The 24,689-nt window shown below is 70.2% G+C and carries 23 protein-coding genes and 1 other RNA gene; 14 read left to right on the top strand and 10 right to left on the bottom strand.

Features of this window, described 5'->3' with window-relative positions:
- Positions 1-205: 205 nt before the first annotated feature.
- The 6 genes from recA to H9L41_RS14065 all read left to right on the top strand — a co-directional run bounded on the left by recA (position 206) and on the right by H9L41_RS14065 (position 6,234).
- Positions 206-1,252 (top strand): recombinase RecA, encoded by a 1,047-nt coding sequence (recA, locus tag H9L41_RS14090; RefSeq protein WP_028446781.1) that lies wholly within the window; start codon positions 206-208, stop codon positions 1,250-1,252.
- A 170-nt stretch (positions 1,253-1,422) separates the two neighbouring features.
- Complete coding sequence (recX, locus tag H9L41_RS14085; RefSeq protein ID WP_028446782.1) at positions 1,423-1,881, top strand: recombination regulator RecX; 459 nt, start codon at positions 1,423-1,425, stop codon at positions 1,879-1,881.
- Positions 1,882-1,948: 67 nt separating this feature from the next.
- Positions 1,949-2,311 carry a VanZ family protein gene (locus H9L41_RS14080; RefSeq protein WP_051319135.1) on the top strand — a complete coding sequence of 121 codons (363 nt, stop codon included), beginning with the start codon at positions 1,949-1,951 and terminating at the stop codon, positions 2,309-2,311.
- A gap of 259 nt (positions 2,312-2,570) precedes the next feature.
- Positions 2,571-3,998 carry a coniferyl aldehyde dehydrogenase gene (locus H9L41_RS14075; protein WP_051319136.1) on the top strand — a complete coding sequence of 476 codons (1,428 nt, stop codon included), beginning with the start codon at positions 2,571-2,573 and terminating at the stop codon, positions 3,996-3,998.
- A 66-nt stretch (positions 3,999-4,064) separates the two neighbouring features.
- Complete coding sequence (locus tag H9L41_RS14070) at positions 4,065-4,619, top strand: hypothetical protein (protein WP_051319137.1); 555 nt, start codon at positions 4,065-4,067, stop codon at positions 4,617-4,619.
- Between the two features lie 4 nt (positions 4,620-4,623).
- Complete coding sequence (locus H9L41_RS14065) at positions 4,624-6,234, top strand: GMC family oxidoreductase (protein ID WP_308417326.1); 1,611 nt, start codon at positions 4,624-4,626, stop codon at positions 6,232-6,234.
- A 70-nt stretch (positions 6,235-6,304) separates the two neighbouring features.
- Here the strand turns inward: H9L41_RS14065 and H9L41_RS14060 are convergent, their stop codons facing one another.
- The 5 genes from H9L41_RS14060 to H9L41_RS14040 all read right to left on the bottom strand — a co-directional run bounded on the left by H9L41_RS14060 (position 6,305) and on the right by H9L41_RS14040 (position 9,825).
- Complete coding sequence (locus tag H9L41_RS14060; RefSeq protein ID WP_028446786.1) at positions 6,305-6,496, bottom strand: YqaE/Pmp3 family membrane protein; 192 nt, start codon at positions 6,494-6,496, stop codon at positions 6,305-6,307.
- 85 nt (positions 6,497-6,581) lie between these two features.
- Positions 6,582-7,214 carry a TetR/AcrR family transcriptional regulator gene (locus tag H9L41_RS14055; RefSeq protein ID WP_028446787.1) on the bottom strand — a complete coding sequence of 211 codons (633 nt, stop codon included), beginning with the start codon at positions 7,212-7,214 and terminating at the stop codon, positions 6,582-6,584.
- 100 nt (positions 7,215-7,314) lie between these two features.
- Positions 7,315-7,412: signal recognition particle sRNA small type (gene ffs, locus H9L41_RS14050), an RNA gene on the bottom strand.
- 85 nt (positions 7,413-7,497) lie between these two features.
- The gene (locus H9L41_RS14045; protein WP_034607376.1) at positions 7,498-8,781 is read right to left on the bottom strand and encodes a sensor domain-containing phosphodiesterase; all 1,284 of its coding nucleotides are present in this window, start codon (positions 8,779-8,781) and stop codon (positions 7,498-7,500) included.
- 24 nt (positions 8,782-8,805) lie between these two features.
- Complete coding sequence (locus tag H9L41_RS14040) at positions 8,806-9,825, bottom strand: asparaginase domain-containing protein (RefSeq protein ID WP_028446789.1); 1,020 nt, start codon at positions 9,823-9,825, stop codon at positions 8,806-8,808.
- A 114-nt stretch (positions 9,826-9,939) separates the two neighbouring features.
- On the opposite strand from H9L41_RS14040, the gene smpB reads away from it, so the two are divergent.
- The 4 genes from smpB to guaA all read left to right on the top strand — a co-directional run bounded on the left by smpB (position 9,940) and on the right by guaA (position 14,151).
- On the top strand, positions 9,940-10,389 hold the full coding sequence (gene smpB / locus H9L41_RS14035; RefSeq protein ID WP_028446790.1) for an SsrA-binding protein SmpB: 450 nt from the start codon (positions 9,940-9,942) through the stop codon (positions 10,387-10,389).
- A 403-nt stretch (positions 10,390-10,792) separates the two neighbouring features.
- The gene (locus H9L41_RS14030) at positions 10,793-11,161 is read left to right on the top strand and encodes a hypothetical protein (protein WP_051319138.1); all 369 of its coding nucleotides are present in this window, start codon (positions 10,793-10,795) and stop codon (positions 11,159-11,161) included.
- A gap of 21 nt (positions 11,162-11,182) precedes the next feature.
- Positions 11,183-12,358: a GGDEF domain-containing protein gene (locus H9L41_RS14025; RefSeq protein ID WP_028446791.1), complete on the top strand. Its 1,176-nt coding sequence runs from the start codon at positions 11,183-11,185 to the stop codon at positions 12,356-12,358.
- 218 nt (positions 12,359-12,576) lie between these two features.
- Complete coding sequence (gene guaA, locus H9L41_RS14020) at positions 12,577-14,151, top strand: glutamine-hydrolyzing GMP synthase (RefSeq protein WP_028446792.1); 1,575 nt, start codon at positions 12,577-12,579, stop codon at positions 14,149-14,151.
- Between the two features lie 124 nt (positions 14,152-14,275).
- Here the strand turns inward: guaA and dkgB are convergent, their stop codons facing one another.
- A complete protein-coding gene (gene dkgB / locus H9L41_RS14015; protein ID WP_028446793.1) occupies positions 14,276-15,079 on the bottom strand; it encodes a 2,5-didehydrogluconate reductase DkgB in 804 nt (267 codons plus the stop codon).
- A 28-nt stretch (positions 15,080-15,107) separates the two neighbouring features.
- Positions 15,108-16,310 (bottom strand): MFS transporter, encoded by a 1,203-nt coding sequence (locus H9L41_RS14010; protein WP_051319139.1) that lies wholly within the window; start codon positions 16,308-16,310, stop codon positions 15,108-15,110.
- Positions 16,311-16,412: 102 nt separating this feature from the next.
- Here H9L41_RS14010 and H9L41_RS14005 point away from each other — a divergent pair, with 102 nt between their 5' ends.
- Positions 16,413-17,312 (top strand): LysR family transcriptional regulator, encoded by a 900-nt coding sequence (locus H9L41_RS14005; protein WP_028446794.1) that lies wholly within the window; start codon positions 16,413-16,415, stop codon positions 17,310-17,312.
- Positions 17,313-17,534: 222 nt separating this feature from the next.
- On the opposite strand, the gene H9L41_RS14000 is transcribed toward H9L41_RS14005, so the two are convergent.
- A complete protein-coding gene (locus tag H9L41_RS14000; RefSeq protein ID WP_051319140.1) occupies positions 17,535-18,779 on the bottom strand; it encodes an MFS transporter in 1,245 nt (414 codons plus the stop codon).
- Positions 18,780-18,891: 112 nt separating this feature from the next.
- Here H9L41_RS14000 and H9L41_RS13995 point away from each other — a divergent pair, with 112 nt between their 5' ends.
- Positions 18,892-19,797, top strand: a complete 906-nt coding sequence (locus tag H9L41_RS13995; RefSeq protein ID WP_028446796.1) for a LysR family transcriptional regulator — start codon at positions 18,892-18,894, stop codon at positions 19,795-19,797.
- 315 nt (positions 19,798-20,112) lie between these two features.
- On the opposite strand, the gene H9L41_RS13990 is transcribed toward H9L41_RS13995, so the two are convergent.
- A complete protein-coding gene (locus H9L41_RS13990) occupies positions 20,113-21,525 on the bottom strand; it encodes a CoA transferase (RefSeq protein WP_028446797.1) in 1,413 nt (470 codons plus the stop codon).
- A gap of 88 nt (positions 21,526-21,613) precedes the next feature.
- Between H9L41_RS13990 and H9L41_RS13985 the strand changes: the two genes are divergently transcribed.
- Both H9L41_RS13985 and H9L41_RS13980 read left to right on the top strand, forming a co-directional pair.
- Positions 21,614-22,864 carry a citrate/2-methylcitrate synthase gene (locus tag H9L41_RS13985; protein ID WP_034607377.1) on the top strand — a complete coding sequence of 417 codons (1,251 nt, stop codon included), beginning with the start codon at positions 21,614-21,616 and terminating at the stop codon, positions 22,862-22,864.
- Positions 22,865-23,001: 137 nt separating this feature from the next.
- Positions 23,002-23,217, top strand: a complete 216-nt coding sequence (locus tag H9L41_RS13980; RefSeq protein ID WP_051319141.1) for a DUF2061 domain-containing protein — start codon at positions 23,002-23,004, stop codon at positions 23,215-23,217.
- 7 nt (positions 23,218-23,224) lie between these two features.
- Here the strand turns inward: H9L41_RS13980 and pdxR are convergent, their stop codons facing one another.
- Positions 23,225-24,652, bottom strand: a complete 1,428-nt coding sequence (gene pdxR, locus H9L41_RS13975) for a MocR-like pyridoxine biosynthesis transcription factor PdxR (protein ID WP_028446799.1) — start codon at positions 24,650-24,652, stop codon at positions 23,225-23,227.
- Positions 24,653-24,689: the final 37 nt, after the last annotated feature.

Genomic DNA, 24,689 nt, shown 5'->3' with positions numbered 1-24,689 from the left:
CGTCATGAGGTCACTGCATGGGCTCCCTCCCCTTCAAGGGGAGGGCTGGGGCGGGGATGGGGTCAACCCCTCACTCCTCACCCCTTACCCCTCACTTAGCCCTTCATCCCCCTTCATCCCCCTTCACAGCCGAAATGCTTGTGCTATAGTCCGCCCATTCTTTTGGAGAACGTTCGTTCTCCGGATTTTTCCGAGGGAAAGCGACATGGACGACAACAAGAGCAAGGCGCTCGCCGCCGCGCTGGCACAGATCGAGAAGCAGTTCGGCAAGGGCTCGATCATGAAGATGGGCGAGGCCCAGATCCAGAACGACCTGCAGGTGGTCTCGACCGGCTCGCTCGGCCTCGACCTCGCGCTCGGCGTCGGCGGCCTGCCGCGCGGCCGGGTGGTCGAGATCTACGGCCCCGAATCGTCGGGCAAGACCACGCTGTGCCTGCAGGCCGTGGCCGAGATGCAGAAGCTCGGCGGCGTGGCCGCCTACATCGACGCCGAGAACGCGCTCGATCCGGTCTATGCCCAGAAGCTAGGCGTCAACGTCAGCGACATGCTGATCTCCCAGCCCGATACCGGCGAACAGGCGCTCGAGATCGCCGACATGCTGGTCCGCTCGGGCGGCGTCGACATCATCGTGATCGACTCGGTCGCCGCGCTGGTGCCTAAGGCCGAAATCGAAGGCGAGATGGGCGACCAGCTGCCTGGCCTGCAGGCCCGCCTGATGTCGCAGGCGCTGCGCAAGCTGACCGGCAACATCAAGCGCACCAACACCCTGGTGATCTTCATCAACCAGATCCGCATGAAGATCGGCGTGATGTTCGGCAACCCCGAGACCACCACCGGCGGCAACGCGCTCAAGTTCTATGCCTCGGTCCGCCTCGACATCCGCCGCACCGGCGCGATCAAGAAGGGCGAGGAAGTGGTCGGCAACGAGACCCGCGTCAAGGTCGTCAAGAACAAGGTCTCGCCCCCGTTCCGCGAAGCCAATTTCGACATCCTCTACGGCCAGGGCATCAGCCGCGAAGGCGAGATCATCGAGCTCGGCGTGCTGCACAAGATCATCGAGAAGTCCGGCGCCTGGTATGCCTATGGCGGCAGCAAGATCGGCCAGGGCAAGGACAATGTGCGCGAATACCTGAAGGACAACCCGGCCATCGCCCGCGAGATCGAAGCCAAGGTGCGCGAGGCGGTCGGCGTGAGCGCGCCGCTGCCGGGCAGCGACGAGCTCGACGACGAGCCGATGCCCGAAGACGCGTAAGTCCGGACGGCCCGGCCGGCCGCCATGGCGGCCCGAGCCGGCGCCGCGGCGGCCGGATTCGAGCCACGACAACGCCATCCTGCCGGGATGGCGTTGTCCGTTGTGCGGACCGGCGATGAACCCTCGCCCGTCCGCCGGAGTCCCATCACCCACCCAGGTTTCCGTTCACGATGAGCGCAGCACCGCCCGATCTACGCAACAAGGCCTTGCGCCTCTTGTCCCAGCGCGAACATTCGCGTGCCGAGCTGCGCCGCAAGTTGTCCGGCGGCGACGCCGCGGCCGAGACGGTCGAAGCGCTGCTCGACGATTTCGAGGCGCGCGGCTGGCAGTCCGACCGCCGCTTCGCCGTCGCCTACGTCGACGCCCACCTCGGCCGCTACGGCCGCTACCGGCTCGAGCAGGCCTTGCGCGAGCGCGGCATCGATGCGGCGACGATCGCCGAGGCGCTCGAGCAGCGTGACCCGGACGCCGGCGACGAGCTGCAGCGCGCCCAGGCGCTATGGCGCAAGAAGTTCGGCCGGCCGCCGGCGGATGCGCAGGAGCGCGCCAGGCAGGCGCGCTTCCTGCAGAGCCGCGGTTTCGGCTTCGAGATCATCCGCCGCGTGATCGCCGGGCTCGACGACGAATGATGCCCGGGCGCCGTGCCTGGCTTGGCCTGTAGCGCTGAATGCCTTCGAACCCACAGATCGACCCACCATGCCCATCCTGCTCCATCCCCGCCTCGCGCAGGCCGCCGCCCTGCTGGCCACGCTGATCGTCGCCTACGCTTCGCTGATGCATAACCCGCCGCTGCCCGAGGTGCCGCAGAGCGACAAGTGGGCCCACCTGCTCGGCTATGCCTGCCTGGCTTCGGCCTGGCTGCTGGCCTTGCCGCGCCATCGGCTGGCGCTGGTGCTCGGCGCGATCGGCTACGGCATCCTGATCGAATGCCTGCAGGGCCTGACCGATTACCGCAGCTTCGATCCGCTCGACATGCTGGCCAACGGCGCAGGCTGCCTGATCGGTCTCGCGCTGTCGTGGCCGCTCGGCCGGATCGTGCGCGTGCGCCGGTCCGATTGAACCGATCGGGCCAGCCGGCCGCCTCCATCCAATCGAACCGATCCGACCGGATGCCATCGCGCAACGGCCGTCGACGCGGATAATCGACGGGCCGGCTGTTGCGGGTGCGACACGCCCGACGCCAGCGCCGGCGCGGCCTGGAAGGGCAGCTGTGGGTTTTTGCCACGCCCTTGCCCACGCCGCACGAGGTCCGATCAAGCGTTTGCTCTAGAATCGCCCGCAATCATCCATTCCAGCCCCCATTCCAGGAGGTCGCGCCATGCAACCCGGATTCGAACCGCACGACAGCCAGGCCGAACTGCTCCGGCTGCGCGACGTCTACCAGCGCCAGCGCGACGCCCATGCCGGCGATCCCTTCCCGGACGCGGCGGCGCGGCGCAAGCGGCTGGGCCTGCTGCGCCACCTGTTGCTGCAGCACGGCGACGAGATCGCCACCGCCATCTCGGCCGACTTCGGCCACCGCTCGAGCCACGAGACGCGCTCGCTGGAAATCTTCCCCTCGCTGGCCGGCGTCGACCACGCGCTGGCCCACCTGGGCCGCTGGATGCGCGCGCAGCGCCGCGGCGTCTCGATCTGGTTCAAGCCGGCCAGCAATACCGTGGTGCCGCAGCCGCTCGGCGTGGTCGGCGTCATCGTGCCGTGGAACTACCCGCTGTTCCTCGCCGTCGGCCCGCTGACCGCCGCGCTGGCGGCCGGCAACCGTGCCGTGGTCAAGATCTCCGAATACACGCCGCACTTCGGCGAGACCTTCCGCCGCCTGCTGGCCCAGTACTTCGGCGAGGACGAGATCGCCGTGATCAACGGCGGCGTCGACGTCGCCCAGGCCTTCGCCGGCGTGGCCTGGGACCACCTGCTGTTCACCGGTTCGACCGCGGTCGGCAAGCAGGTGATGCGCGCCGCGGCCGACAACCTGACGCCGGTCACGCTCGAACTCGGCGGCAAGTCGCCGACCCTGGTCGGCCCCGACTACGCGATCGCCACCGCCGCCGAGCGCATCCTGCACGGCAAGTGCCTGAACGCCGGCCAGACCTGCGTGGCGCCCGACTACGTGTTCCTGCCGCGCGGCAGCGAGCAGGCCTTCGTCGATGCCGCGCGCGCCGCGGTGCAGAGCTGGTATCCCGATCTGGGCCGCAATCCCGACTACAGCGCCGTCATCAACAGCCGCCACCTGCAGCGCCTGCAGGGCTATCTGCGCGATGCCGAGGAGAAGGGGGCCCGCATCGTGCCGCTGGCCGAGGCCGATGCGGCCAGCGGCAAGCTGGCGCCGACGCTGGTGCTCGACGTCACCGAAGACATGAAGCTGATGCAGGACGAGATCTTCGGCCCGATCCTGCCGGTGCTGGCCTACGACCGGCTCGACCAGGCGATCGACTACGTCAACGCGCGGCCGCGGCCGCTGGCGCTGTACTACTTCGACTACGACCGCCAGCGCATCCAGCAGGTGCTGGCCAACACCATCTCCGGCGGCGTCGGCCTCAACGAGACGGTGATGCACGTCGGCCAGGACGACCTGCCGTTCGGCGGCGTCGGCGCCTCGGGCATGGGCCACTACCACGGCCGCGAGGGCTTCGAGACCTTCTCCAAGATGAAACCGGTGTTCGCCCAGAGCCGCATCAACGGCCTGTGGCTGATGCGGCCGCCCTACGGCAAGCGCATGGCGACGCTGCTCAAGTTCATGCTGCGCTGATCCTGGCCGGCCGCGTGGGCGGCCGGCGCGCGCCGATCCTTCCTCCGCATCCTCGCAAGGAGAACCATGCTTACCCGTCGACAACTGCTCAAGACCGGCCTGGCCGGCGCCGCGCTGCTCGGCGTCGCCCGGCTGGCCTACGGGCCGATCGTGCCGGACGGCCAATACGCGGTGCCTGAAGTCGCGCGCTTCAAGGTGCTCGACGCCGAGAGCCGCACCGCGCTGGCCGCGATCGGCCGGGTGATGCTCAAGGGCGCGCTGCCGCAGGGCAAGGCCGAGTTCGATGCCGCGCTGCAGGCGGTGGTGCAGGGCTGCGATACCGCGATTTCCGGCCTGCCCGGCACGGTGCAGGACGAGGTCAAGGAGCTGCTGTCCATCCTCAACGGCCGGCTCAGCCGGCGCTGGCTGGTCGGCGTGATGTCGCCGTGGGATCAGGCCGGCGACGACGAGATCGCCCATTTCCTCAGCCGCTGGCGCTACTCCTCGCTGTCGCTGCTGCGCTCGGGCTACCAGGCGCTGCACCAGATCGTGTTCGCCGCCTGGTACGGCAATCCGCAAAGCTGGGTCGGCATCGGTTACGACGGTCCGCCGAAATTCATGGAAGGTTATTGGAATGCCTAGGGACGTGATCGCAGAGGGGCTCGCCTCGGGCAAATGGGATGTGCGCGACGCATCGAGCTTCATGCAGCCGCAGACGGTGGAAGCCGACGTGGCGATCGTCGGCACCGGCGCCGGCGGAGGCGTGGCGGCCGACATCCTGAGCCAGGCCGGCCTCAAGGTGGTGATGATCGAGGAGGGCGCGCTGCGCTACGCCTCGAAGGACTTCAAGCTGAAGGAGGCCGAGGCCTACCCGACGCTGTACCAGGAATCGGCCGGCCGCCAGACGCGCGACAAGGGCATCACCATCCTGCAGGGCCGCACGGTCGGCGGCTCGACCACGGTGAACTGGACTTCGAGCTTCCGTACCCCGCCGGCCACGCTGCAGTTCTGGCGCGAGCGCTACGGCCTGGCCGACATGTCGGTGGACGCGATGGCGCCGTGGTTCGGCCGCGCCGAGAAGCGGCTCAACGTGATCGACTGGCAGGTCGAGCCCAACGTCAACAACAAGGTGCTGATGACCGGCGCCGACCGGGTCGGCATCCACTGGTCCAGGATCCGCCGCAACGTCAACGGCTGCCTCAACCTGGGCTATTGCGGCATGGGCTGCCCGGCCAACGCCAAGCAGTCGATGCTGGTCACCACGGTGCCGGCCGCGCTGAACCGCGGCGCGACGCTGCTGACCCATGCGCGCGCCGAACGCGTGCTGCTAGAGGGCGAGCGCGCGGTCGGGGTCGAGTGCCTGGCGATGGATACCGCCGGGCTCTATCCGAACGGCATCCGCGTCACGGTGCGGGCCAAGACCGTGCTGCTGGCCGGCGGCGCGATCAATACGCCGGCGCTGATGCTGCGCTCCAAGCTGCCCGATCCGCACGGGCTGATCGGCAAGCGCACCTTCCTGCACCCGGTGAACATCTCGGGCGCGGTGATGCCGTTCAAGGTCGAGGGCTGGAGCGGCGCGCCGCAGAGCATCTATTCCGACCACTTCCTCGACACCCAGCCGATCGACGGCGCGATCGGCTACAAGCTCGAAGTGCCGCCGCTGCACCCGGTGCTGACCGCCATCACCATGAGCGGTTTCGGCGAGAAACACCGCAGCGTGATGGCGCGCTTCGACCGCTTGCAGGTGGTGCTGGCGCTGTTGCGCGACGGCTTCCACGAACAGAGCCCGGGCGGCACGGTGGGGCTCAAGGGCGACGGCACGCCGCTGCTCGACTACCCGATCAGCGACTACGTCTGGCAGGGGCTGCGGCAGTCCTACCTGACCATGGCCGAATTGCAGTTCGCCGCCGGTGCGACGCGGGTGATGCCGATCCACGAGGATGTGGCGGCCGACGGCTATTCGAGCTGGGCCGAGGCCAAGGCCGGCATCCTGGCGCTGCCGATGGAGCTGCTGCGCGCCAAGATCGTGTCGGCCCACGTGATGGGCGGCGCCGGCATGGCGGCTCGGCCCGAGGACGGCGTGGTCGACGGCGGCGGCAAGTTCCACGCGCTCGACGGGCTCTACGTGATGGACGGGTCGGTGTTCCCGACCTCGATCGGCGCGAATCCGCAGCTGTCGGTCTATGGCCTGACCGCGCGCAATGCGAGCCGGCTGGCGCAGGTGCTGACCGGCCGCGAGGTGGCTTGGCCGGCTTGATGGCTGGACCGCAAGCTCCCCAAAGCACAACGCCCCGCATATGCGGGGCGTTGTGCTTTGAAGTGCCGGCTCAGCGCTTGGCCAGCGCGGCCTCGATCTTGCGATCGGTCTTGTACTGCGACAGCGCGTAGACCGCCCAGATCGCGGCCGGAACCCAGCCCAGGATGGTGATCTGCAGGATCAGGCAGAAGATGCCGGCCATCGGGCGGCCGATGGTGAAGAACAGCAGCCAGGGCAGGAACAGGGCGATCAGCAGGCGCATGGAGAGTCTCAAGTCATCATATGGGGCTGGAGATTATGACTCAGGAATATGGCCGCTGCGCGGGTCGTATGCACGACCGATCCGTTCACTGGCTGCGGTAGCGCGCCTCGATCCCCTCGAACACCGGCATGTATTGCGGCTGCACATAGGGCTTGATCAGCGACAGCACCTGGCGCGCACCGGCCTTGCCGGTTTCCTCGGTCAGCGGCACGTCGGGGCGGATGGTCTGCTGGAAGGCGAACCAGAACTTCACGATCATCCAGGCATTGGTCGCCACCGGCAGGATTTCCTCGGGCTTGGCGGCCAGGAAGCCGATCGCGGCGAATTCGCCGAAGGCGTGGGCCAGTTGCGGCTTCAGCTCGTGCCGGACCCAGGCGTGATAGTCGGCCTGTAGCTGAGGATTGCGGGCCAGCAGGCCCGGCAGGTCGTAGAACAGAAAGCGGTACTGCCACATCGCCGCGAACGCCGCGTCGAGGTAGCGGCCGAGGTCCTCCGGCTCCAGCACGCGGTGCTCGGGCACGCGCAGGTGCTCGCGCATGTATTCCTGATAGCCCCGGAAAATCTGGTAGACGATCTCTTCCTTGTTGCGGAAGTGATAGTAGAGATTGCCGGGGCTGATCCCGAGATGGGCGGCGATATGGTTGGTGGTGATGGTGCGTTCGCCGTGCTCGTTAAAGAGCCACAGGCTTTCCTGCACGATGCGGTCGTAGGTTTTCATTGCAGCGGGTGACGTAAGGGCCGCGTAAATTCTACCGCGGGAACGTGCCGATAGCCGCGGGGCGCGGACTAGGTACTTACCACAGGGAGCGAGAGGGGAGGGTGGCGAGCCCGACCCCCGGCACTTGCATGCATCGCTGTGGCTGCTTCCTTCCGGACCTGACCAGGTTCACGACTTTGCAATGCGGGGAGACCCGCCATGGAAAACATTCCCGCCAGCGCGAGAACGAAAGCATTCTAACACCGGCGCCGGGCCGCGTCGAATCCGCCGCGCCGCGACGCCCTCAGCGATGCCACTTCAGGTCGCCGCACAGCACGTGCGGCGCGCCGTCGAGCAGCAGGCCCAGCGACAGCGTGATGCACTGCTGTTCGCCGACGATGGACAGATAGGGCCGCGACACCTGCAGCTCGCCGAAACGCCGCATCGCCTGGCGGAAGTACTGGCGGCGCGACCAGATCGCGCCGTCCGCGTTGTCCAGCGGCGAGTAGCGCGCACCATTGGCCTCGGCGCCGCCGTAATGGCCGGACGGGCCATACAGGTTGGCGCCGACCTGGCGGCCGTCGGCATCGAGCAGGAAGCAGCGGATGCCCTCGGGCAGGTCCATGAAGGCCTGCACGGCCGCTTCGAAGCTCTCGCCGGTGCGCAATTTCGCGGCGCCGTCGGTCAACGCGCGACTGTAGGGCGCCAGTTGCTGCTGGTTGTGCTCGATCTCGCGCCGCATCTGGCTGTTGAAGTGGTTCCACAGCGGCTCGAACACCGGGTTGACCGGTTCTTCGGACACCAGTCCCGGTGCCGGCCGGGCCAGGTAATAGCCCTGCGCCAGGTCGCAGTCGGCTTCGAGCGCCATGATCGCCTCGGCCTCGGTCTCGATGCCCTCGGCCAGCACCAGCGCGCCGGCTTCGTGCAGCAGGCTGACCAGGCCGGGCAGGATCAGCCGGGCCTCCTCGGTGTCGGTCGCATCGCTGATCAGGCTGCGGTCGAGCTTGACGATGTCGGGCCGCAGCCGCCAGACGCGGTCGACGTTGGAATGGCCGGCGCCGAAATCGTCGATCGCGATCAGGCAGCCGATCTCGCGGAAGTAGTCGACCGCGCGCGCCAGGGCCCGGTTGTTGTCGATGGCCGTCTCGAGCACCTCGACCACCACGCGCTGCGGCGCCAGGCCGAGCCGCGCCAGCATCTCGGGGAAGAAGCGGCCGTACTGGCCGGCGTGGGCGAAGGCATTCGGCTCGGCGTTGAGGAACAGCCAGTGCGGCGGATCGCCGGCCGCGCGCGCCAGGTCGACGAAATTGCGCGCGTGCAGCAGCCGCGACAACCGGTCGAGCGTGACCAGCTCGGCCTCGGTATGGGCGGTGGCGAACACGGTGGCCGGCGACAGCGCCTTGCCGACCGCGTTCCAGGCCCGCATCAGCCCTTCGTGGCCGACCACCCGGCGATGGGCGAAGCTGTAGATCGGCTGGAAGAAGCTGTGCAGCGACAGCCCCTGGTGGCGCGCCAGATGCTGGCCGCCCTCGATTTCGAGCAGGGCGAGCAGGGCGTCGAGCTGGTAGGGAGCGGCAGTCGGGATCATAAGCAGGCGCTGATCTTACTCCACTCAGCCCGCACTCAGCTCGCCGCGCAGCGAGACCTTGACCAGTTCCTCCGGGCCGAGCACCCGGCGCGGCTGCGACAGCACGAAGTAGAGCTTGGCGATGGCGGCCTCGGGCGTCATGTCCCAGCCCGACACCAGGCCGGCACGCGCCAGCGCCGAGCCGGCCGCGTAATTGTCCATGTCGACCTTGCCGGACACGCACTGGGTGACGTTGACGATCAGCGTGCCGGCCGTGCTGGCGCGGCCGAGCGCATCGAGCAGCGGCTGGTCGGCGTCGGGCGCGTTGCCGGCGCCGTAGCTTTCGAGCACCAGCGCGGCCGGCCGGTCTTGGTCCAGCAGCCGTTCGATCATGCGCACGCTGTGGCCCGGGTAGAGCTTGAGGCCGACGATGGCCAGCGACGGGTCGATCGCGTGCGCTTCGAAATCGCCGCCCGGCCGCGGCAGGCACAGCGCCGGGTTGAATTCGTAGTCGCCCTGCACGCGGCCGAGGATCGGATAGTTGGGCGAGCCGAAGGCGCCGATCTCGGCGCCCCACAGCTTGCGCGCACGGTTGCCGCGCAGCAGCAGGCGGTTGAAGGCCACGCAGACCTCGTGCAGATCGTCCTGCGCCGCCCAGCGGAAGGCGTCGACCAGGTTCTGCTCGGCGTCGTTGGGCTGCTCGGCCAGGGGCACCATCGAGCCGGTCACGATCACCGGCTTGGCCAGGTTCTCCAGCATGAAGCTCAGCGCCGACGCGGTGTAGCCCAGCGTGTCGGTGCCGTGGATCACCACGAAGCCGTCGTGGTCGTGGTAATGGGCCGCGATGTCGGCCGCCATCGCGTTCCAGTGCGCCGGCTGCAGGTTCGACGAATCGATCAGCGGCGCGTATTCCTTCAGCGTGTAGTCCGGGAAGCCGGGCGTGGCGCGGGCGATGCGGGCGAGTTCGGCCGGCAGGTAGCCGGGCGCCGGGGCGAAGCCGGCCGGGCCGGCCTGCATGCCGATGGTGCCGCCGGCATAGATCACGAAAAGGCGCTTGTGGGGCATGGTGGATCGATTCGGGTAGACTGTCGGTTCGATTCTTGAAGCGGATTCCGAAGCCAGGAACGGCCCCGGGCCTGGCTCGGGACTTTACCGCGCGTCCTTGCAAGTTACCAAACCATGTCCATCGTCGATAACCGCAAAGCCTTCCACGACTACTTCATCGAGGAAAAATACGAGGCCGGCCTCGTGCTCGAAGGCTGGGAGGTGAAGTCCATCCGCGTCGGCCGCGTCGCCATCAAGGAAGGCTACGTACAGCTGCACAAGGGCGCGTTCTGGCTGGTCGGCGCCCACATCACGCCGCTGGCCTCGGCCTCGACCCACGTGCTGCCGGACCCGACCCGCTTCCGCAAGCTGCTGCTCAACCAGTCCGAGATCAACAAGCTGATCGGCAAGGTCGAGCGCGCCGGCTATACGCTGGCGCCGCTCGACATGCATTACAAGGGCGGCCGGATCAAGCTGTCGGTAGGCCTGGCGCGCGGCAAGAAACTGCACGACAAGCGCGACGCGTCGCGCGAGCGCGATGCCAAGCGCGAGGTCGAGCGGGCCATGAAGACGAACCGCCGATAGGGTTGAGCCGGCGTCGGATTGCCCTCGACCTGCAGTGCGGGCACCCGGCAGAGCCGGGCGCTTGCAGGCAGCGAGTACTCGACCATCCGGCAGTCCCTGTTTCATTCCGACTCCCCCGCCCGCGCCGCCGCGAAGGAGCCTCGCTGACGCTCGTTTGTGTGTCGCTCCGCCGGATGTGCGCAATTACCGCAGCGAAATGAGGAGCAAGCGCGCGGCGTGCCCAGATAGCGCTGCTCATGCGGCGTGCAAGCGCTCGCTTCTCCTTGAGCTAAATAACCAACCGGCCGCGCGGCCGCGTTTTTGTATCGCGAGCTAGAATGACGAGCAGATCGTCTCGCTTGCTGCGTTACGTGCATCAGGCCGGGACCGGTCCCGCTCCGGCCAACTCCTCCTGCGAGCCCGAATGAAACAGACCGCCTTTCCTCTCGTCCTGATCGTCGTCGGCGTGCTGTGGTTGCTGGTGGCGACCGACCTGGCGCCTGCCACCAGCACCCTGATCGCGCTGGCGCTCGCCGGCGTCGGCGTGACGCAGCTGGTGCTCGAAGGCTTCAACAAGAACACGGTGGTGGCCGGCCCGATGTGGATGCTGAGCGGCGGCCTGGTCTATGCGGTGATGCACCGGCTGATCGGCCTGAGCGTGGCCGGCGCGATCGCCACCATCACGCTGGGCCTGCTGATGCTGCTGGCGCGGCTGCCGGCGGTGCCCGAGCCGCCGCGGCCGGGGCCGGATCTGCGCAAGGCGCCGCGGGATGAACCGGCCGATGGCCGCTGATCCCGGCGAGGCCCGGTCCGCATGCTGAGTCCCGATCTCCGAACCCTGGTCCTCGCCCAGTCGCTGATGCTGCTGCAGCTGGCGATCCTGGTCTACGTCACCGGGCGGCGCGCGCGCGACCTGTTCGCCGGCCCGTCGTGGTGGACCGTCGGCCTGCTCGGCTTCGCCGCCGGCCAGTTCGTGTTCGCCATGCTGGACCAGCGCGACCACCAGCCTTCGATCATGCTGTCGCACTGCTCGGTCCTGCTCGGCTGCGCCGGCATGCTGCTGGGCTTCGACGATTTCACCGAGCGGCCGCGCCGCACCCGGCTGGTGCTCAGGCTCTGCCTGGCCTGGACCGCGGCCTTCGCGCTGCAGATCTGGTTCCTGCCCGACCCGGTGGTCCGGGTGGCGATGTTCAGCCTGATGCAGGTCGGCTTCTGCGCGCTGACCCTGACCGGCCTGCGCGACCGCCGGCCGGCGCAGCGCCATCTCGGCTTCATGCTGATGCGCGGCCTGGCCTGGAGCTGGGGCGGCTTCAACGTGCTGCGGCTGGTCGCGGTCTGGTTCGCGCCGTTCGACGACCCGGCCGGCGCTTCGCCCTTGCAGTTCGCCTATTTCGTGATGGCGCTGTTCTTCGGCGTCTGGATGGCGCTCGGCTGCCTGTTGCTGATGCACGAGCGGGTGACCGCCGACCTGATCCACGCCACCAGCCGCGACACGCTGACCGGCTGCCTGAACCGGCGCGGCTTCGCCAACGCGCTGCGTACCGAGTCGCGCCGGCTGGCCCGGCATTGGACGCCGACCTCCCTGCTGGTGGCCGACATCGACTACCTGCAGTCGCTCAACGACCGCTTCGGCCACAACGCCGGCGACCGCGCGCTGATCGCCTTCGCCAAGCTGGTGCGCGAGGAGCTGCGCGAGTTCGACGCCTTCGCCCGCCTGCGCAATGGCGAGTTCGCGGTCCTGCTGCCGGGCACCGACGCGGCCGGCCTGCGCGCGGTGGCCGAGCGGCTGCGCCGCAAGGTCGAGGACTTCGTGCTGCACACCTCGGCCGGGCCGAGCTGGTTCACCGTCAGCATCGGCGCCGCCACGCTGCCCGACGGCGAGCACGACCTCGACCTGCTGCTGCGCCAGCACGCCGAGACCGCGCTCGGCGAGGCCAAGGCGACCGGGCGCAACCGGGTGATCTACGCGGCGGCCGCGGTGCACGGCTGAGCGCCCGGCGCCGATGTCTGGTCGGTCGGAATTCATTTCCGACCGCGGCGTAGGAAGAGGGCGACGTCGGAAATGAATTCCGACCTACAGATTCCCTGGCTCTCGGCAAACCATCGGGTTGCCGGTGCGTACTGCAATCGGACCGCCGATCTCCGCACGAAACGTGCCGAATCCGTCGCTTCGGGTAAAATCCGGTTTTTGCACGGAAGCCCGCCGCCATGGACAAGGTCCTCATCCTCGACTTCGGTTCCCAGGTCGCCCAGCTGATCGCCCGCCGCGTTCGCGAAGCGCACGTCTACTGCGAACTGCATCCCTACGACATGCCGCTGGACGAGATCCGCGCCTTCGCGCCGAAGGCCATCATCCTGTCGGGCGGTCCGAACTCGGTCTACGAGAGCGACTACCAGGCCGACGCCGGCCTCCTGTCGCTCGGCGTGCCGGTACTCGGCATCTGCTACGGCATGCAATGGATGGCCCAGGTGCTCGGCGGCAAGGTCGAGGCCGGCACGGTGCGGGAGTTCGGCTACGCCGAGATCCGCGCGCGCAACCACTCCAAGCTGCTCGAAGGCCTGCAGGACCGCATCGGCGACGCCGGCGAGGGCTTCCTCGACGTCTGGATGAGCCACGGCGACAAGGTCACCGCGCTGCCGCCGGGCTTCAAGCTGATCGCCGAGACGCCGTCCTGCCCGCTGGCCGCCATGGCCGACGAGGACCGCGGCTTCTACGCCGTGCAGTTCCACCCCGAAGTCACCCATACCAAGAAGGGCACCGAGCTGCTGCACCGTTTCGTGCTGCACATCGCCGGCGCCCAGCCCAGCTGGACCATGCCCAACTACATCGACGAAGCGGTCAAGAAGATCCGCGAGCAGGTCGGCGACGAGGAAGTGATCCTCGGCCTGTCCGGCGGCGTCGATTCGAGCGTGGCGGCCGCGCTGATCCACCGCGCGATCGGCGACCAGCTGACCTGCGTGTTCGTCGACCATGGCCTCCTGCGCCTCAACGAGGGCGCGATGGTGATGGACATGTTCGCCCGCAACCTCGGCGTCAAGGTGATCGCGGTCGACGCCAGCGCCGAGTTCATGGGCCATCTCGAGGGCGTCACCGACCCCGAGCAGAAGCGCAAGATCATCGGCCGCGAGTTCGTCGAAGTGTTCCAGCGCGAGGCCAAGAAACTGCCGCGCGCCAAGTGGCTGGCGCAGGGCACCATCTACCCGGACGTGATCGAGTCGGCCGGCTCCAAGACCAAGAAGGCCCACACGATCAAGAGCCACCACAACGTCGGCGGCCTGCCTGAGACGCTGAACCTCAAGCTGCTCGAACCCTTGCGCGAACTGTTCAAGGACGAGGTGCGCCAGCTCGGCGTGGCGCTGGGTCTGCCGCACGAGATGGTCTACCGCCATCCCTTCCCCGGCCCGGGTCTGGGCGTACGCATCCTCGGCGAGGTCAAGCGCGAGTACGCCGAGCTGCTGCAGCGTGCCGACGCGATCTTCATCGAAGAGCTACGCAACACCCGCGACGCCGACGGCAAGAGCTGGTACGACAAGACCTCGCAGGCCTTCGCGGTGTTCCTGCCGGTGAAGTCGGTCGGCGTGATGGGCGACGGCCGCACCTACGACTACGTCTGCGCGCTGCGCGCGGTGGTGACCAGCGACTTCATGACTGCGCACTGGGCCGAGCTGCCGTATAGCCTGCTGGGCAAGGTTTCCAATCGGATCATCAATGAAGTGCGCGGTTTGAACCGGGTGGTGTACGACGTGTCTGGGAAGCCGCCGGCGACGATTGAGTGGGAGTGAGTCGGTCGGCCTAGGACGCCGTAGCGCCCTCAGGCAACAAACAAAACCGTCATGGCTGTATTGGCCATGACGGTTTTGTTTTGCCTGCAGCGATCACCGGCCAACTCGGCCGGTGCACTGCTCCTCAATCCCAAACCGGCGCAATCCCCTCCGGATTCGCCAGCCGCTCGCCGCGATCGAGCCCGGCGATGCGCGCCATGTCCTCCTCGTCCAGCCGTAGTTGCAGCGCGCCCAGATTGCCCTCCAGGTTCGCCCGCTTGGTCGACGACGGGATCACCGACCAGCCCTGCTGCAGCGCCCAGGCCAGTGCCACCTGGGCGGTCGTCGCGCCGTGGCGTACCGCGATCTCCTGCAGCCGCGGATCCTGCACGGCCTTGCCATAGGCCAGGGTCATGTACGAGGTCAGGTGGATGCCCTGTTCGCGCGCGAAGGCGGCCAGCTTGCGGTTCTGCAGGTAGGGGCTGATCTCGACCTGGTTGGTGGCGATGGCGTCCTTGCCCGCGATGGCGATCGCCTGGCGCAGCAGGTCGATGGTGAAGTTGGAGACGCCGATCTGCCCGGTCAGCCCCAGCTCGCGGGCCTCTGCCAGGGCTTCCAGGCTTTCCTGCAACGCCACCGCGCCGCCGGGCGAGGGCCAGTGGATCAGCGTCAGGTCGACCCGGTCGGTGCGCAGCCTGGCCAGGCTTTCGCGCAGGCTGGGGATCAGCTCGTCGCGGCCGAGCTTGTCGATCCAGATCTTGGTGGTGAGGAACAGCGCGTCGCGCGCCACGCCCGAGTCGGCGATGGCCTGGCCGATGTCGGCCTCGTTGCCGTAGATCTGGGCGGTGTCGATGGCGCGGTAGCCGACCTCGAGCGCGTCGCGCACCGAGTCGATCACGGTCTGGCCCTTGAGGCGGAAAGTGCCGAGGCCGAAGGCGGGGATGCTCATGGGGAATCTCCTGTGATGGGACATGGAATCAGTGGGCGGCCACGGCCACGCCCTCGAGGCGGTCGGTGTGGCCGGCGGCGCGGTCGAGCCGGCCGCTCAGCGCGGTCAGCAGCCAGGCGCCGGCGACGACCAGGGCGCCGATCCAGGCGGTGTGGATCAGACCGAGCCGGTCGACGATCAATCCGCCGATCCAGGCGCCGCCGGCGATGCCGAGGTTGAAGGCGGCGATGTTGAGGCCCGAGGCGACGTCGACCGCGCGCGGGGCGTAGCGCTGCGCCTGCTGGACCACGTAGACCTGCAGGCCGGGCACGTTGCCGAAGGCGACGGCGCCCCAGGCCAGCACGGTCGCCAGCATCAGGCCCTTGCTCGGCGCGGTGAAGGCCAGCGCCAGCAGCACCGCGGCCAGCAGCGCGAAGATCAGCTTCAGCGCGGCGATCGGCCCGCGCCGGTCGGCCAGCTTGCCGCCCCACAGGTTGCCGGCCGCGACCGAGACGCCGTAGACCAGCAGCACCAGGCTCACCGCATGGGTCGAGAAGCCGCTGATGTCCTGCAGGATCGGCGCGAGGAAGGTGAAGGCGATGAAGGAGCCGCCGTAGCCGACCGCCGTCATGGCGTAGACCAGCAGGAGGCGCGGCTGCGCCAGCACCGCCAGCTGTTGCCGGAGGGTCGCCGGCGCGCTGTGGTGCACGTTCTTCGGTACGAACAGCAGGCTGCCGAAGAAGGCGATCACGCCGAGCAGCGACACTGCCAGGAAGGTGGCGCGCCAGCCGAAGTGCTGGCCGATGAAGGTGCCCAGCGGCACGCCGGTCACCAGTGCCACGGTCAGGCCGGTGAACATGATGGCGATCGCGCTGGCGGCCTTCTCCTTGGGCACCAGGCTGGTGGCGATGATCGAGCCGATCGAGAAGAACACGCCGTGGGCAAGGCCGGTGAGGATGCGCGCGACGATCAGCGATTCGTAGCCGGGCGACTGCCAGGCGACCAGGTTGCCGACGGTGAACAGCGCCATCAGGCCCAGCAGCAGCGATTTGCGCGGCAGCTTGCCGGTGAGCGCGGTCAACAGCGGCGCGCCGACGGCGACGCCGAGCGCGTACAGGCTGACCAGCAGGCCGGCCGAGGGCAGGCCGACGCCGAGGTCGGCGGCGATGGTGGGGATCAGGCCGACGATCACGAATTCGGTCGTCCCGATGGCGAAGGCGCTGATGGTCAGCGCCAGCAGGGCAATGGGCATGGCGGCATTCCGCGGGTGGTGGGAGATGCCGCGCAGTCTGCCGGCTTTACATTTGCGGAAAAACCCGGCTATAAGCGATAGATATTTGATTCATAGTCAACAATGAAGATCACGCTCGACGAAATGCAGGCCTTCGCCGCGGTGGTGGACGGCGGCTCCATCACCGCCGCGGCCGAGCAGCTGGCGCAGACCGTGTCCGGCATCAGCCGCGCGCTCGGCCGGCTCGAAGGCAAGCTGCACACCACGCTGCTGCGGCGGACCACCCGGCGGCTGGAGCTGACCGAGGAGGGCGCGGCCTTCCTGCGCCATGCGCGCGCCATCCTGGCCTCGGTCGACCAGGCCGAGGAGCAGATGGCGGCGCGGCGCGAGCAGCCGTCGGGCCGGCTGCGCGTCGACGCCGCCACGCCCTTCATGCTGCATGTGATCGTGCCGCTGGTGGCCGGCTTCGGCCGCCGCTATCCGCAGGTGGAGCTGGAGCTGAACAGCAACGAGGGCATCGTCGACCTGATCGAGAAGCGCACCGACGTGGCCTTCCGCATCGGCGCGCTGCGCGATTCGACCCTGCATGCGCGGCCGATCGGCCGCAGCCGGCTGCGCGTCCTGGCCAGCCCGGCCTACCTGGCGCAGCACGGCACGCCGGCCGCGGCGGACGAGCTGGCGCGGCACGTGCTGCTGGGCTTCAACCAGCCCGAGTCGCTGAACGACTGGCCGCTGCGCGACGGCGACGAGCTGCTGCACATCAAGCCGACGGTCGCCTCGTCGAGCGGCGAGACGCTGCGGCAGCTGGCGCTGGCCGGGGGCGGCATCGTCTGCCTGTCCGATTTCATGACGCGGCGCGACCGCGAGGAGGGGCGGCTGGTGCAGTTGCTGGCGGACCGGACGCTCGACCTGCGGCAGCCGGTCAACGCGGTGTATTACCGCAATACGGCGCTGTCCTCGCGCATCGGCTGCTTCGTCGACTACCTGGTCGAGGCGCTCGGCGAGCGGGCGTTCGACGAGTAGCTGCCCGGAGCTGCAGCGCTACGGAGACCGGGATGCCGGCCAGAGCGCGGATGCGATCGCCATGCCGAGGTGCTGCGGCGAATTCGATGCCGTAGGAGCGGCTTCAGCCGCGAATTGGGGACCGCGCCACGACGACGGATTCGCGGCTGAAGCCGCTCCTGCGCGGTCTGACCATCTCCCGGGCCGGTCATCCGCTGCGCCGGTCGAGAAAGGACGGGCGACTCAAGCGGGCAACGGCGCCAGCCGCCGCAGCCTGAGCGCGATGGCGAAGCAGACCGCCAGCCCCAGCGCCAGCACCCCGACCACCGCCGGCCAGCGGCCGGCTTCCCACACCAGGCCCGAGGCCGAGCCGAGCACGCTGCCGCCGAGGTAGTAGGCGGTCAGGTACAGCGCCGAGGCCAATGCGCGGGCACGCAGCGCGCGACGGCCGACCCAGCTGCTGGCGACCGAATGCGCGCCGAAGAAGCCCAGCGTGCAGATCGCCAGTCCGGCGATCACCACCGCCAGCTGCATCGCCAGCGTCAGCACGAGGCCTACCGCCATGGCCGCCACCATCAGCCACAGCACGTTGCGGCGGCCGATGCGGTCGGCCAGCTGGCCGGCCCAGGTCGAGGCGCCCATGCCGACCAGGTAGAGCGAGAACACCAGGCCGAGCTGGCCGGGGCCGAGGTCGAACGGCGCCTCGTGCAGCCGGTAGCCGAGGTAGTTGTAGACGCTGACGAAGCAGCCCATCAGCAGGAAGGCGGTGGCGAACAGCCAGGGCAGGCCGCCGTCGCCGAAGTGGGCGCGCGCGTCGCGCCACAGCTCGGCCAGCGCGATCGGCTGCGGCGCGAAATGGCGCGACGGCGGCAGGTTGCGCCAGAACGCCAGCGCGGCGGCCACGCCGATGGCGCCGAGCGCGCCGAGCGCCACCCGCCAGGAGAACCATTCGGCCAACAGCGCGGCCAGGAAGCGCCCGCTCATGCCGCCGAGCGCGTTGCCCGCGATGTAGAGGCCCATCACTCGGCCGAGCACGGCCGGCTCCATCTCTTCGCTGAGGTAGGCCATGGCGGCCGCCGGCAGGCCGGCCAGCGCCAGGCCCAGCAGCGCGCGCAGCAGCAGCAGGCTGGCGAAATCGGGCGCCAGCGCGCAGGCCAGCATCAGCACCGCGCCGAGCGCCAGCGCGGCGTTCATCACCGGCTTGCGGCCCCAGCGGTCGGCCAGCAGGCTGGCCGGGATCAGCCCGAGCGCCAGCAGGCCGGTGGTCGCCGAAACCACCCCGCTGGCCGCGCTGGGGCTGACGGCGAAGGCCTGGGAGAACTGCGGCATCAGCGGCTGCGGGCTGTAGACCAGGGCGAAGGTGCCGAAGCCGCCGACGAAGACGCCGAAGGCGGTGCGGCGGAAATCCGGCGTGCCGGCGGCGAGGCGGGGTGCGGCTGGCGCGGCAGGAACAGCCGGGAAGGGCAGGGCGAGGCTGGGGGCTGGCATTGCGCGGGACTGCGGAATGGTCGGGCTGCGACCGGGTGACGTCATGCTATGACTTGGCTGAACTGCGGGTCCAATATATGTTTCAGGCTGAATTCATATCTGAAAGATATCGATGGAGCTGCGACACCTGCGCTATTTCGTGGCGGTGGCCGAGGAATTGCACTTCACTCGCGCCGCCGAGCGGCTGCACATCGGCCAGCCGCCCTTGAGCCAGCAGATCCGCGCGCTGGAAGACGAGATCGGCGCCGAGCTGTTCGTGCGCAGCAAGCGCCGGGTGGCGCTGACCGAGGCCGGCCGGGCCTTCCTCGAGCGCGCCCGCCGCATCCTGGCCGAGGCGGCCGCCGCGGCCGAGCAGGCGCGCCGCATCGCCGGCGGCGAGGCGGGCGAATTGCGGGTCGGCTTCACCTCCTCGCTGCCGTTCACCAGCCTCTTGCCCGGCGTACTGCACGATTTCCGCGAGGCCTGGCCCGAGGTGCGGCTGGACCTGCGCGAGCTGTTCACCGCCGACCAGCTCGACGCGCTGCTGGCCGGCGAGCTCGACGTCGGCTTCGTCCGCTTCACCGGCCGCGAGCCGCCCGAGGGCATCGTGCTGCGCGAGATCCACCGCGACCCGCTGCGGGTGGTGCTGCACGCCGGCCACCGCCTGGCCGGCGAAGCGGGCCTGCACATGGCGCAGCTGCGCGAGGAGGGCTTCGTCACCTATCCGCGCCAGCTCGGCACCGGCCTGCCGGCGCTGGTGCGGCGGCTGTGCGCCGGCGCCGGCTTCGCGCCGCGGGTGGTGCAGGAGGCCGGCGAGGCCACCACCCAGATCGGCCTGGTGGCGGCCGGCGTCGGCATCGCGGTGCTGCCGTCGCCGCTCGAATGCGTGCAGATGGCCGGCGTGCGCTACCTGCCGCTGCTCGACGACGGCGCGCACCTGTCGCTGGCGGTCGCGGTGCGGGCCGGCGCGCTGCCGCCGCGGGTGGCGCATTTCCTGGCTGTGCTGCGGCGCTGGGAGGGCGAGGCGGCGCGGGCTTAGCCTCGCATGCGGGGTGGCGTCGGCACGATGCCGTAGACCAGCGCTATTTCGTCGATCGATCCGCTGCGAGAGGCAGGCCGGACTTCAGGCCGGCATCGCCGCGAATCCGGATCGCTGTCGGCCTGAAGTCCGACCTGCGGGGGCGCTCGCGGCCCCGCCCGCGCCTCACGGTGTTATAGGAGCGGCTTCAGCCGCGAATCGTGCCGTTTGCCGCGATGGTGGCTGGCACGGCTGGCACGGCCATTCGCGGCTGAAGCCGCTCCTACAGGGCCGTCGGCGGCGGCGGTGATGCCCTCGCCTTGGCTGAAGCCGTTCCTACAGCGGCTGAGGGGTCAATTCGTCACATGGCCAAGCTGCCGCATGCGTGCCGAGCGGCACCGACGGACGGGCCCAGGCCGCAGGCGTGGCGGCCAGCTGCGCCGCGTGGCGCACCACGGTCAACCGGCCGAAGCCCGAATCCACCTCCTCGAGCAGATCGCCGACCGTGTCGAAGCCGGGATCGGGCCGCGCCAGCCCGTCCACCCGGCCGAGGCCGCGCAGCCAGCGGCCGGTCTGGGCCAGCGAGACGCGCACATGCCAGCTGCCGCCCTCCGTCGCGCGCCGGTGCAGTGCCGCCATGGCGCCGAGCGCCATCAGGTAGCCCGAGGCGTGGTCGAGGATCTGCATCGGCAGGGGCCGCAGGCCGTCCTGCCCGGCCGCCTGCGCCTCGGCCCGGTTGAAGCCGGTGGCGGTCTGCACCAGCGAGTCGAAGCCGCGCCGGCCGGCCCACGGGCCGACGTGGCCATAGGCCGACAGCGAGACGTAGACGATGCCGGGCCGCCGCGCCGCCACCGCCTCGGGACCGAAGCCGAGCGCGGCCAGGCCGCCGGGGCGATAGCCCTGGACGAACAGGTCGGCCTGGTCCAGCAGGCGATCGAGCGCGGCCGGGCCGCCGTCGCCGCGCAGGTCGAGATGGCTGCTGCGCTTGCCGCGGCCGGTGTCGACCACCAGCGGCGCGATCGACGGCAGGTTCGGCGAGGACAGCAGCAGCACCTCGGCGCCGTGGGCCGCCAGCGTGCGGCCGCAGACCGGGCCGGCGATCACCCGGGTCAGGTCGAGCGCGCGCAGGCCGGCCAGCGGCCGCGCGGCACGCGTCGGCCGCCACGGCGGCGCGTCGCCGATCTTCTCCAGCGTGAACGGCGGCAGCGCGGCCAGCGCGGCGGCCTGCGGATGGGCATCCCATTGCTCGAAGCTGCGCGCCATCGCCACCACCAGGCCGCGTTCGGCGGCGGCCTGCTCGAACTCCTCGGCCCGCCAGCGTTGCAGCGCCTGCGTCACCGCCTCGCGCTGGTGGCTGCAGCGCAGCAGGTCGAGCACGCCGTCGCGGTGGTGCGGAAAGTTGGTGTGCAGCCGCACCCAGCGGCCGTCGCCGCAGCGGTAGGCGCCGGCGATCGCATCCCATGGGTCGGGCGCCGGCAGGCCGTCGACGCGCAGGTAGCGCTCGCTGCGGCATTCGATCGCGGCATGGCGGCGGTCGACCCGCACCGCCTGCCAGTCGCCGCCGCGCAGGCGATGCAGGCTGGCGGCGGCCAGCCCGGCGGCGGCGATGGCGGCCTGCGCCGCCAGGTCGGCGGCGAAGCTCGACGGCAGCACCGCCTCGCCGTCGAGCCGGGCATGGACCCGCGCGGCGGGGTCGAGGCCGGCGGCTTGCCACAGTTGGGCGAGCGCCTGGGCGGGGGAGGCGGGCATGGGCGGCTCCTGGCGGGTGAAGGTCGGGCCATTACACGGTCCGCATCATGTATCGTCAATATTGATTAGAATAATCAACCATCGAATCATGCCGGAGCCCGCCATCGCCCCTCATCTCACCGCGGCCGAGGCCGCCGCGCTGCTCGGCGTCTCGCGCCAGACGCTGTACGCCTATGTCAGCCGCGGCCTCTTGCGCGCCCAGCCGGCCGACGACCCGCGCGAGCGGCGCTATGCGCGCGAAGAGGTCGAGCAGCTCGCCGGCCGCCGCGCACGCGGTCGCCAGCCGCGCGAGGTGGCGCGGGCGACGCTGGACTGGGGGCTGCCGGTGCTGGCCTCGGCGATCACGCTGATCGAGGATGGCCGGCTCCACTACCGCGGCGAGCCGGCCGAGCGGCTGGCCGCCACCGCCACGCTCGAGCAGGTGGCCGCGCTGCTGTGGCAGTGCGACGCCGCAGCGGCCTTCGCGCCGGCGGCGCCGGCGCTGCCGCCCGATTGGCTGGCCTGCGCCGAGGCGCGCGCAGCCCAGCCGCTGTCCGAACGCCTGCCGACGCTGCTGGCGCTGGCCGCCAGCGATGCCGACAGCGCGATCTGGCAGCGCGATCCGCAGCGGGTGGCCGCGGCCGCCGGCGCGCTGCTGCGCCTGGTGCTGGCCTGCGTGCTCGGCCGTCCGCCGTCGGCCGAGGCGCTGCATCTGCAGTGCGGCGAAGCCTGGCGGCTCGACGCGGCCGGCGCCGAGCTGGTCCGTCGCGCGCTGGTGCTGTGCGCCGACCATGAGCTGAACGCTTCGAGCTTCACCGCCCGCTGCGTGGCCTCGACCGGCGCCAGCCTCAAGGCGGCAGTGCTGGCCGGGCTGGCGGCGCTGTCCGGTGGCCGCCACGGCGGCGCCACGGCGCGCGTCGAGGCCTGGTGGGACGAGCTCGACCGGGCCGGCGGTGCCGCTGCCGACGATGTCCCCGCCGACTCCGTCCCCGCCGACTACGTCGGCGTAGCGCTACATGCCCGGCTGGCGCGCGGCGACGGGCTGCCGGGTTTCGGCCATCCGCTCTATCCGCACGGCGATCCGCGCGCGCAGCTGTTGCTGGCGCAGATCCTGCCGCAGCGGCCGGCCTGGCGGACCATGCTCGAAGCGGCCGAACGGCTGACCGGCGGGCTGCCCTCGATCGACGTCGCGCTGGTCGCGCTGCGCCGCCACCTGGGCCTGCCGCGCGACGCGGCCTTCGGCCTGTTCGCCGCCGGCCGCACCGCCGGCTGGATCGCCCATGCGCTGGAGCAGCGCGGCGAGCCGGGCCTGATCCGGCCGCGTGCGGCTTATGTCGGGCCGCCGCCCGCCGGGACATGAGAAACGGCGCCGGCGCCACGCGTAGGGGGCGGTGGAATTGAATCTGGCTATCGATGGGCTGGAAACAATCAATTTCATGTCGAAGATGAGAATGCCTATCATCCAGCCATGACGATCTCGCCCGCGAGGAGCGCACCATGGTCAAGACCCTCACCTTCGCCGCCACCCACTTCAGCGTCGCCTTCGGCGTGGCCTACCTGCTGACCGGCAATATCGGCGTGAGCAGCCTGCTGGCCCTGGTCGAGCCGGCGGTGAACACGGTGGCCTACTACTTCCACGAGAAGGCCTGGCTGCGCTTCGGCGCCGCGCCGGCCGCACCGGGGCGGCGGCACGGCTGGCACGCCCACGGCTGAGCCGCGCTCAGGCCGTGCGCAGCAGCCGTTCCAGCGTCTGCAGGCCGGCCTGCAGCTCGTCCAGCGCGGTGCCGCCGAAGCCGAACAGCAGCCCGGCGAGCGGCGGCGTTTCGCGGTGGAAGGCGTCGAGCGGATAGAGGCCGAGCCCCTCGCCGCGGCCACGTTCCACCAGCGCGCCGAGATCGAGCGGCTGCTGCAGCCGCGCCGCCAGGTGGATGCCGGCCATCGCCGGGATCGGCGCCAGCCAGTCGGCCAGCGGTCCGCGCAGCGCCGCCAGCAGGGCCGCGCGGCGGGCCGCGTAGTGCTTGTGGCAGCGCCGCGCGTGGCGGGCGAAGTCGCCGCGCTCGATCAGCCGCGCCAGCGCGAACTGCAATAGCGGCTGGCTGTACCAGTCGCACAGGTGCTTGGCCTGGCGCAGCGCCGGCCGCAGCGCCGGCGGCATCACCAGGTAGCCGAGCCGCAGCTCGGCCGTCAACGTCTTGGAAAAGGTGCCGGCGTAGGCCACCAGGCCGCTGTCGTCGAGGCTGTGCAGCGCTTCGAGCGCGCGGCCCTCGTAGCGGAATTCGCTGTCGTAGTCGTCCTCCAGGATCACTGCGCCGCGGCGCGCGGCCCAGTGCAGCAGCGCGCGCCGGCGCGGCAGGCTCATCGGCATGCCGAGCGGGAACTGGTGCGAGGGCGTGACGTAGACCAGCCGTGCCGAGTCGGGCAGCGCCTCGACCACCATCCCCTCGCCGTCGACCGGCACCGACACCACGCGCGCGCCCTGGGCGCTGAAGCTGGCGAAGGCCGGCGGATAGCCGGGGTCTTCCATCGCCACCACCGCGCCCGGCTCCAGCAGCACCCGGCCGACCAGGTCGATCGCCTGCTGCGCGCCGCTGGTCACCATCACGTCGGACCACTCGCAGCGCACCGCGCGGCTGACCGCCAGCTGGCGCGCGATCGCGCCGCGCAGCCGCGGCAGGCCGTCCACCGTGGCCGCTTCCGCGTCGCCGCGTACCTGCCAGCGCAGCGCCTCCATCATGCAGCGGCGCCATTCGGCCTGCGGCAGCAGCGAACGGTCGGTGGCGCCGCCGCGGAAGTCGTGGCGCAGCCGGGGCGCGCTGGCGATCTCCAGGAAGGGCGTCGGCAGCGCCTGCCAGCGCGGCAGCGGGATGGCCGCCACCGGCTTGGCCGGCGCCGCCTGCGCAGCGAGGCCGGGCACGGCGGCGACGAAGGTGCCGGCGCCGACGCGGCCCGCGGTGAAACCCTCGCTGGCCAGCATCTCGTAGGCCTCGGTGACGGTCTTGCGCGAGACGCCGAGCTGCGCCGCCAGCGCCCGGCTCGGCGGCAGCCGTTCGCCGGCGGCCAGGCGGCCGGCACGGATCGCGTCGCGCAGCTGGCCGTAGATCTGGGCGGTCAGCTCGCCGTGCGGGTGGAGTGCGAGGTGGAAATCCATAAGGGGCGGGCGGGAGATTGGTCTCCTCGATTATGCG

Origin of the sequence: Chitinimonas koreensis (assembly GCF_014353015.1) — a bacterium.
In the GTDB taxonomy this organism is placed as follows: Bacteria; Pseudomonadota; Gammaproteobacteria; order Burkholderiales; family Chitinimonadaceae; genus Chitinimonas; species Chitinimonas koreensis.
The sequence above is the reverse complement of the archived record's forward strand: the minus strand, read 5'-3'. Positions and strand labels throughout refer to the sequence as shown.